This is a genomic window from uncultured Acetatifactor sp. (assembly GCF_948601915.1).
GTDB lineage: Bacteria > Bacillota > Clostridia > Lachnospirales > Lachnospiraceae > Acetatifactor.
Genome location: NZ_CAPDXS010000143.1, coordinates 1 through 9,111, shown reverse-complemented (window position 1 = coordinate 9,111; position 9,111 = coordinate 1). Strand labels below are relative to the sequence as shown.

The window sequence follows — 9,111 nt, the reverse complement described above, 5'->3', positions numbered from 1 at the left end:
TCCGTCATAAATATCTGCTTTTTGAGATGCCCTATGCTGTCGTAGCAACCATGGAAGACCACCATGTCCATAATCTGATTCTTCAACTCCATTAGAGAGCCGCACATTCTTCCCCGGTCAGTTCGTTTTCCGTCTCGCTAGATTCCCTCATTTTTGACTTGCAGGAATTTGTATTCCTCGTCCTCTCGTGGCAATATGACATTGAAAGGGCTTAGATACGCACCAATGAGAAAGGCAGACTTTCTATCTGATATATCAGATAGAATCTACTTTTTCAATATTTTCTTGAAAAAGTATTCCCATTGCCAAACTTAATGCATAGTATGCTACTCGGTTTACATCCATTTAGTTATGCTACAGCTGGAGCATATGGTACTCTTTTCGTTTTTTCAAAAAACACTTTCTTTTACGCTTCGGTGTCTAAATCAGCAAAGTGAAATAACTTCAATATAATTAAAGCAAAATTATAAGATAACCAACTTATGTCCAAACGGTTGCCTGCAAAATATGTGTTCCTTTTATACTCCGGGTATCTAAAATATTCGACATTTCCACCCTCAATATACTTGCAAAACTTTTCACAAAACACATCCACACAATCCATGTAGCTATCACTAATATTATATTCTGTTAAGAACAAATTAGATAACTCCCCTAAATCATGTGTCATATTTATTTGCCCAGTTTTTTTGAGCAGTAAATATTTAAACCCAATCTCAATCGCTTGTCTGCCAACATAAATTGTGACTATCGAACTTGGCAGCAAATCTGTAAGTTTATCAAATGCATTTATATACTCTATCCAATAACTCTTCCATAGTGATATTCGATCGTCCTTTTTAAAATCATTTTCTGTCCCATCGAATGAATTTATATACCCAATAACGTCATCCATTTTCTCCTCAGATGATAAACTATTCTTTCTTGAACCTTTTGCCAGATTCCTACCATCAATCTCACCAAATATCGGCGATTTATCATAATTAACATGAGCTACCGTGAATGACGCATCAAGCTGTAAATTATCTTTATAATTCAGATTGTTTCCCAATGCCTTAAAGAAATCCATATTAATTACCCCCACTTTATCCTTATTTACACACGTCATTATAAAGTATTATTCGGTTACATGCAATGAATATTTGCAGACGGATTCTTAATGGATACGCACTTCCGAAAAGGGAAGATTTATTTTATTTCCTTTTCTCCATGATGGCTTTATATAGTTTTATTTTTCATGGTGTGCCTTTTCTGCACTAAGCTCCTATCTGATATCATAGTCAATCTGTTCACCGAATTCTTCCTCCTGCTCTTCTAACCTTTCCTCTTCCACGGGCCGGCTCTCCTGCTCCTCCCTGTCCCTGGCTGCTTCCAGCTGCACCGCAAGGAATAGTTCTGCCGGGGCATCCACCTCCGGTATCTGCTCTTCTTTCGGTACACAGGCATTGTACAGCTGCTTATAGGCGGGGAATTTCTGGTCAAGGGTGGCATACAGGCTGTCCTCGGTGATGACCAGCGCCGATACCTCGTCAAACACGTTCTTCAGTTCATTCAGCATGACGGCGCTGGATGCGGTGTCGTAAAACAGGTAGTCACCCTGCCTGCTCCCGCATTCCGCCGCCATGGGGGACAAAAAAAAGTCCGCCACCGCCTCATGGACGGCAAACTTCATGCTCTCCCCATCCTGGGTCATGTAGATGCCGTTCCGCACATGGAGCATGTCATCCACCCTCCCGGCAGGGGTCTCCACCGGCGGCGCACATTCCCCGAAATAGTCCGTCAGGGACAGCTTCCCGTCCCTCCGGATCTCCTCCATCTGCTTCATCACGACAGATTCCATCCTCCTGCACAGCGCCATGCGCCTCTGCAGCACTTCATACACCGGGATGTCCTTTCTGTCCTCGTCAAAACAGAGCCAGTCCCCATCCTCCCTCCCCATGGCGGCGGCTTTCTCTGAAAGGGTGTCCTTTACGGCATTTTTCCGTATCATGACACCCTCCCTCTCAATGCCCTGCCCGTCCACTGCCACAATCATGTAGACATTCAGTGCGATCTCCACGCAGGTATTGATGATCCCCCAGATGGATTCCCCCTGTGGTGGCTGGTGCATAACATCACTCTCCTTTCTTTTAGCTTAATCTGATATCACTTAGCTGTCAAGTGACTGTATAATAGTTATAAAGAATACCATAAAATATATCTGATGACAAGCAAGTGGAGGATATATCTTATGGCTACAAACAAACGGGTATTTACCCTGAGACTGGAAGATGAGGTCTTTGACAAAATCGGGGCGCTTTCCACCGCACAGCACCGCTCCATGACGAACTATATCGAATATGTCCTGTTGAAGCATATCAGGGAAGTGGAGCAGGCAGAGGGCGAGATTCGGCCGCCCGTCCCCAAAGGCCATGACTGACAGCCCTCCCGCTCTGGCGGCGAGGCTGTTCTTTCGTTCCGTTCTTCCATAATACAACAATATATCTGTATTTTCAATCATTTTATTTGTATTATCTTTTGTTCAGCTATCACCCATAATATGAATCAGTAGGCTCCGCCTACTGATTCAACGACAGACCGACAGGTCTGGAGTCTGTTCTCGGTGGCTTTCCAGTGTCGTAGGCCTACTGATTCAACAACAGACCGCAGGTCTGGAGTCTGATTTCAGTGGGTTTCAATACTGCAAGCCTACTGATTCAACGACAGACCGCAGGTCTGGAGCCTGGTTCCAACAGATTTCCAATCCCGGAAATCTGCATAGGCAAGAAAGGGTGACAGCCATGATTGATATTCCAAACCGTTTCCGAAAGCTGCGGACCGGCAAAGGGTTCAGCGTATACCGTCTTTCCAAAGAATCCGATGTGTCCGAAAACTACATCCACAAGATTGAGCGGGGCGAGAACCAGCCCTCCGTCTACATACTGGAGAAGCTCCTCTCCTGCCTCGGCACTACGCTCCCCGAATTTCTGAATGGAGATGCCGAAGTGATGTACCCTTCCGCTTTTGAGCGGGAGCTTCTGGAAAGCGTCCGTGTCCTGCCGGAAGAGAAAGCACAGGCCCTGCTCCAGATGGCAAAGCTCCTGAAAAGCTGACCGGCTTACCCCGGCAGCTTTCCCCTGTCCTGGCAGGGCAGCACCATGCATATATCCAGCACCCAAAGTGCCACCTCACGAGAGTTCCCTACCGTTCCCTCACATTTTCAAGGGGCGAAAACAGCTTCATGAAATCAAATGTCCTCTCCTTTTTCCCCAGTTCCGGCACAATGTCCTCAATCCGTTCCACCAGCGCCGCCACAGACTCCATGCCGTCTCTATCCAGCTCCTGGTCCTCCGTCCGCAGCTTCACAAGCCCTGCATGGAGAATCTTAAGTTCCGTCTCTGTAAACAGCTTCTTCCCGTCCACCAGGCCGCTACGCATGGCAAAATCCTCAAAAGCCGCCTCCTTGTTATAAAAATACTGTCTCTGGATGGGGGTTCCCCCATGCTCCATGTCCTTCCGGTAAGTAGACAGCACATAGTCAAAGATGGGATGCTGCTTGCACACCAGGACCACGCCATTATGCTCATTAATCTTCACCAGGCCGCCTCTGTCCTGGGCAGCGGCATCCTCATCATAGGGCCGGTCGGAGCAGATGCCGCAGCCGATGGCCGTGGACTTTGCCAGCGCCTGCAGCCGCTCCATCAGCTTTTCCTCCACTTCCACAAAGGGATTTTTGATAATGGTGTCCTGCCTGCCGTAAAAGGCAATCTGCCGGTTCTTATGGTAAATGTCCGCCACATAATCCGGCGAGGACGGCGGCCGGATGGAAAACCCCTTTTTCTCCAGTGTCTCAAAGAACGCCTGGTAAAATTCCGTCTTGCTTTTCATTCACATCTCCCTCCTGCTGATTATCTTATAGTAAGCGCAATGGCAATCTTTCCTTGACCTGCCATGCCAGCCATAAAGGATACTGCCAGTTCACGAAGCCAGAATATCTACTGCAATTACTACAGCATTTCATCCTGCATCCGCCCACACTCCGGCCTAATGCTCGTATCCCTTATCTTGATATTTCAGATACAGCTCCTTCCTGGCCTCCTTGGATAGTTCCCCCTGCCATGCTTTCTCAAAATCATCATACTGGCGGCAGCTGGTATCCACCAGGGAAGAGAGCATGTCAAGCATCTCCAGAACCATCTGCTCCACATAATATTTCCTCCGCCCCTCCCGGTACTCCGCCGCCCTGCCCTCGTCATCCAGGCGGTTCAAAGTCTTTACCATCCCCAGAATCCGGTTGGCAATAATCCTGTCCGCCTCGGCCTCAAACTTCTTCCTCTGAGATGACATGTATTCCCCGCTGCCCCCATACAGATGAACCATCTTCATCCTGCTCTCCACATAATCCTCCCGCAGCTTTTTCAGCTCCGGCACCCGGGAGAGCAGATAAGCCGTAAGCGCATCCACCTGTTTTTTCAGTTCCTCCGGCAGCAGCTGGTAGGCAATCCTGCCTTTTGGGGGAAGTGCGGATTTCAGGCGGAATACCCTGTCGGCGGTCTCATTCAGCGTATTATCGGAAAAATCAAAGTCTTCCGCCAGCTCCGCATCCAGGTTATATTCCTCCCGGAGTTTCTGATATTTCTTATTTCCCAGCAGACGGATATGGCGCTCGAAGTCATCCACCAGGCTGTCGCTAATCTTCCGCAGGCCAGCCGCCGCTTTAGTCTTTTCCTCCCCATAAGCCCTTATCCGGCCGGCAAAGGTGTCCTTTATCATCTGCCTGCGGATATTGTTCGGAATGGACGGATGGGTAAAGGGATTCCTGATTTTAGCCTTTTCATCGGAATCGTCCCAGAACACCACATGGAGATGGGGATGGCTCTTCTCCCTGTGCAGGGCGGCCGCCCACTGGAAATGCTCCCGCCGGATGCCGTTCTTCTCCGCAATGGTGCGGATATGGTTCTCGATATACCTCTCCCATGCCTTTTTGTCCGTCAGCAGCAGCTCCTTTGCCGTATCCTCCCCAAAGGAGACCACACTGCGGTACATGGTGACATGCCGCCGGGAATTCTGATAGACCAGCCTCGCCACGTCCTTCCAGTCCGGAAACTCCGTCAGGGACGTCCCCGGCCTCAGGCAGCCGAACAGCCCGTGATCCATGCCCTCATTCTTCGCCACCCGGGGCCGGGTGGCAATATATCGCACATGGGCGTAGTTCCTGCTGGCCGTGCTTTTATAGTTGGGGTTCTGGAACCGCTGCTTATAGACCAACAGAGAAATATGCCGTCACCTCCCATCCGAAAGAGAATATTCCACCAGCATTACCGCTCCCATTCTTCTTCATATTTCCAGCTGTCATCCGTCCCTCCGGGTTCCTCTTCTTCCATCTCTGTCAGCCAGGCGCGCTTATAGCTCTCCATGGTGGCGCGGTAGCGCCCTGCCTCTTCCTCCAGGTACTTGAGCCCCGTAGCTGTGCTCGGCGGTGCCTGTTCATATTTCCTGTAAAGAAGATAGTGGTCATGGGCCGGGTCGTCTTTTGGGGACAGCATGTCCAGGAATCCGTCATGTCCAAAAGGACATACCCTTTCGATTTCCTGGCATACCCTGTTCAGGTCCAGGAACAGGTCCGTACATCCCATATGGGACAGCACCATCTCCCCCACCGGGCCATCCGCTGCCAGCTCCACATGGACAGCTTCCGTGCCTGAGACTGGCAGGGAGGATGACTGCCATGTGATGCCGATGCTGGACAGCTCCGCCTGTAGTTCATACAGCCCGCAGGGCAGCTCCGTCACCAGTGTATCCCCTCTATGCTCCAATACCGCCGTTATCATATGCCGTCTCCTTTGCCGCTCCATATCCGTGCCGCATGGCAGGGGAAGACCGGCTTCCTCCCCTCCGTCCATGCGGCCATCTCCCTGTAGTGCCGTGTTACGTCCATGTCCCCTCCTACCTCTCCATCTCCTCTTCCATGCCTCCTGTCCCCATCCCCCCATATCCGGCTGGGAGCATCCCTATCCTCCCTGTGAGCCCCTGTGCCTCCTCCGGGGACGTGGCAAGGGACAGCTTCTGTTCCCTGCCGTCATAGAAATATACCTGGTCCGACAGGATCTCCTGCGGGGGGAGCTCGTACCGGTTGCTCCCTATGACCATGCTCTGGAGCTCCCATGCGTCCCTCCCATCTCCCTCCTTTGCCAGCATCACCTCATGGACGCTGCAGGGCATGATGTAGAAGCTGGAACCGGTGGCCTCCGCAATGGACTGCAGGAGCCCCGGGTACAGCATGGCGGCCGCCCCGTCCCATCTCTGCGGGTTCGTCAGGACGTACAGCTCCTGTTCCTCTGAAAAGACCTCCTCCGGCGCCAGGGACTCCTCCCCGCCGGAATATGCATACATCAGGCTGCTGATCCGCGCGGGGGCCTGGGCCGCGGTATTCTCCAGGGCTGTCCCATAGAGGGACTCCATGTCTATGCCCCATCCCTCCATCATCCTGTCCGTCACCTTTACGCTGCCATGCTCCTCCCCCTCCTTATAGAGGATGATCTGGAACACTGCCACAAGGTCCGTGCCCTCCACCTCCTTTTTCGGGCAGCCCCGCAGGCCCTCCCGGTTCATGTCCCTGTTCACCACCTGCACCCGGATGTTGCCCTTTATGGAACCAAAGTCCTTTATGGCCTCCGCCATCTCCGCTTTCCATCCCATCTCCGATTCCTCCGCCAGGTAGCCCGCCGCGACTGCCTGCAGGATGGCCTTGTCCGATGCCCAGTCCGGGAACCTGTTGTAATACTCTTCCAGGTATATCCTGGCGGGCGTGGACTGGCCCTCCCTTTTTATGGCCATCGCCACACCTTTCTGGTCATTGTTCCTCCGGACATGGATGATGTCCACCTCTGCTCCACGGTACTCCTTTGGCAGATAGGCAAGGATCCCGTCCTTTACTTTCTGCTGAAATCTTTCAAAGCCTGTCATGTCTTCCCTCTCCTTTTCGTGTCGGTTCCCATATGCCGCCCTGACACAGCTCCATCTTTCTCACTGTCCCACTTATAACTTATCTGCAATCCGGCGCAGATTGCCGCTGTCCGCCAGGAAGCTGTTGATCTGGAAGTCCTTCTTCTGCATGTAGTCCACCCCCAGGGCCACCGCCTCCGACAGCATCTGGTCAAACTGTTCCTCCGTCCCCTCATGGGCCACGTTCATCAGCACCTTGACCAGCAGGAAGAATGCCGCCGCATCCACCTTGCCGGATTTCATGTGCATCTTTGCAATGCGGTTGGCCTGCTGTTCCACCACCGCCCTGATGTCCTCGATATGGTAGACCGCCTGCACCTCCTGCCGGATGATGCCGGCGATCAGGTCGATGTCCTGGCTGTACCCCTCCACCGCCAGCCCTTTCTCAATGTAGCGCCGGATCTGTTCGTTCCTGGAGATATGCTCCCTGTCCGCCATCTTGTCAATCTGGCTGCACATCTCCTTTGTCAGATAGACCGAAGTGATGATGCGGTCGTCCCGTTTTGCCATAGGCTCCTCCCTCCTTGTCATCCCATTTTCTGTCATCTTTTGTTGTATTCTGCCATGCAATCTGATACAATAGAGCCATCATCCCGAAAGGAGCTTCCCATGAAACATACTGCCACCCTGGAAGATGCCGGCCAGTCCTTTAAGGAGATGCTCTCCACCCTCCATGGCCATTTCTCCCATATAGATCCGTCAGAACCTGAAGCCGTCAAGCTGGCCAATGAATACTATAAATGGACGAACCTCAAGACAAATCTTATTTCAGATGAAAAGTCTTTCCAGATACCAGCCTCTGCACTCCCCAATACCATAAAGCCCTCTTCTTTCCGGTGGCTCCATGCAGACAAGCAGGAGACTGTGGGAAAATACTACAGGTATGATGGGGAGACAGACCAGTACATCATTTCCGTCAGGAAAGATGCCGTACCCGATGAAGATGTCATGCTCATCGCCCGCTCCCTTGTCCTGATACGCAAGGCTGTCGTCTGGGTGGATTTCGGCTATAACATCGGAACGGAATTTGGCGGGCGTCACCCGGCAATCATATTGAAGAACCTGAAAGATTCCCTTGTCGTCATCCCGCTTTCCTCCCAGGTCCCGAAGAACATGGAATACAGCGTCAGGGTGGACAAGGTGTACGGCTTCCCCGAAATGCCACGCTATGCAAACGTCACCAGGATCACCCAGGTCAGCCTGTCCAGGGTGCATTTTGAAAAAATCGGCGATGTCAGGCCAGCCGTGCTGAAAGAGATCAGCGACAGGCTCAAATCCTGCGGCATAACCTGAAGCTTTTCAGCATATCCTAAAATGGCTTACAAAATCGTTTGACAACCCTGCTCATTTGTGCTAGTATGATGTTGTAAACGCAGGAGCAATCCTGGTAATTTTGTAACCGTGGAGCCGTCATTTATGGCGGCTCCTTTCCGTTGTCTCCGGCTGCCGGATTCTCTCGCTTTTCTCCTCAATCCCCTGTCTGCTGGCCCTTGCCCACTTAACAGCTTTTTAACAGGCTCCATCCCCTTTTAACAAGGGTACAGGCTTTGCCTGTACGGTGTTTCCCCGGTTTGTTTCACAAACCTATTCCTGCCTTAACAAAGCCAGCCTCCGGTTGGCTTGCAAGTCCCCTCTGCATGGCATCGGGACAGAGGTCGCTCCGCTCCCGAAGAGCGAAGTATCATCTATAGCCCTCCGGAAATGTGCCAGTCTTTCTGCACACCTCCATTTTACCGTTCCCACTCATCCTCCTGCAGCTCCACCCTGTCCTCCATCCGGCCGCAGGGATAGACAAATGGCGGTACATCATCAGCTTTTCTCGCCTCTTTTAAAATGCTGGAGATTACGGCGGCATCCATCAGACGAAATTCCTCATCCGCTTTTCCAGAATCATATTCCTCCGCATAGAACACCATGATATAGTCCAGATCCACAATCTTGGAGTCCATGCCGTTCTGTACGGCTTCCTCAAGGCTCATGCCGTAATACCGCTCCACTTCGGATTTATCACCGCCGCAGCCGTGGAGAATCAGCCCCTCCAGCAGCTTCCTGACCTCCATCTGTTTCCGCTCCTCCAGCTGGCACACATAAACCGGCCTCATATGCCTCCTTTCCGGCATCAGGGAT

At 51.7% G+C, this 9,111-nt stretch carries 11 protein-coding genes; 3 read left to right on the top strand and 8 right to left on the bottom strand.

The features are described from left to right. Positions 1-406: 406 nt before the first annotated feature. Positions 407-1,069 carry a hypothetical protein gene (locus Q2B33_RS19585; RefSeq protein ID WP_300566876.1) on the bottom strand — a complete coding sequence of 221 codons (663 nt, stop codon included), beginning with the start codon at positions 1,067-1,069 and terminating at the stop codon, positions 407-409. Positions 1,070-1,264: 195 nt separating this feature from the next. Then, positions 1,265-2,110, bottom strand: a complete 846-nt coding sequence (locus tag Q2B33_RS19580) for a hypothetical protein (protein ID WP_300566879.1) — start codon at positions 2,108-2,110, stop codon at positions 1,265-1,267. Positions 2,111-2,230: 120 nt separating this feature from the next. On the opposite strand from Q2B33_RS19580, the gene Q2B33_RS19575 reads away from it, so the two are divergent. Together Q2B33_RS19575 and Q2B33_RS19570 are read left to right on the top strand one after the other, a co-directional pair. Beyond that, complete coding sequence (locus Q2B33_RS19575) at positions 2,231-2,419, top strand: hypothetical protein (protein WP_300566882.1); 189 nt, start codon at positions 2,231-2,233, stop codon at positions 2,417-2,419. Between the two features lie 361 nt (positions 2,420-2,780). Next, entirely contained in the window at positions 2,781-3,092 is a 312-nt protein-coding gene (locus Q2B33_RS19570) for a helix-turn-helix domain-containing protein (RefSeq protein WP_300566885.1), read from the top strand. A gap of 88 nt (positions 3,093-3,180) precedes the next feature. Here the strand turns inward: Q2B33_RS19570 and Q2B33_RS19565 are convergent, their stop codons facing one another. From Q2B33_RS19565 to Q2B33_RS19545, 5 genes are all read right to left on the bottom strand, one after another. Next, entirely contained in the window at positions 3,181-3,867 is a 687-nt protein-coding gene (locus Q2B33_RS19565; RefSeq protein WP_300566888.1) for a hypothetical protein, read from the bottom strand. A 156-nt stretch (positions 3,868-4,023) separates the two neighbouring features. Then, positions 4,024-5,247 (bottom strand): MobP3 family relaxase, encoded by a 1,224-nt coding sequence (mobP3, locus tag Q2B33_RS19560; RefSeq protein ID WP_300566891.1) that lies wholly within the window; start codon positions 5,245-5,247, stop codon positions 4,024-4,026. A gap of 50 nt (positions 5,248-5,297) precedes the next feature. Continuing rightward, entirely contained in the window at positions 5,298-5,810 is a 513-nt protein-coding gene (locus tag Q2B33_RS19555; RefSeq protein ID WP_300783881.1) for a hypothetical protein, read from the bottom strand. A 115-nt stretch (positions 5,811-5,925) separates the two neighbouring features. Further along, on the bottom strand, positions 5,926-6,945 hold the full coding sequence (locus Q2B33_RS19550) for a DUF5688 family protein (protein WP_300566897.1): 1,020 nt from the start codon (positions 6,943-6,945) through the stop codon (positions 5,926-5,928). A 72-nt stretch (positions 6,946-7,017) separates the two neighbouring features. After that, on the bottom strand, positions 7,018-7,494 hold the full coding sequence (locus Q2B33_RS19545; protein ID WP_300566900.1) for a ribbon-helix-helix domain-containing protein: 477 nt from the start codon (positions 7,492-7,494) through the stop codon (positions 7,018-7,020). 99 nt (positions 7,495-7,593) lie between these two features. Between Q2B33_RS19545 and Q2B33_RS19540 the strand changes: the two genes are divergently transcribed. Further along, complete coding sequence (locus Q2B33_RS19540) at positions 7,594-8,277, top strand: type II toxin-antitoxin system PemK/MazF family toxin (protein WP_300566903.1); 684 nt, start codon at positions 7,594-7,596, stop codon at positions 8,275-8,277. A gap of 437 nt (positions 8,278-8,714) precedes the next feature. Here Q2B33_RS19540 and Q2B33_RS19535 read toward each other — a convergent pair. Then, positions 8,715-9,111: hypothetical protein (locus tag Q2B33_RS19535; protein ID WP_300914190.1), on the bottom strand; the 397-nt coding region annotated here is incomplete at its 5' end.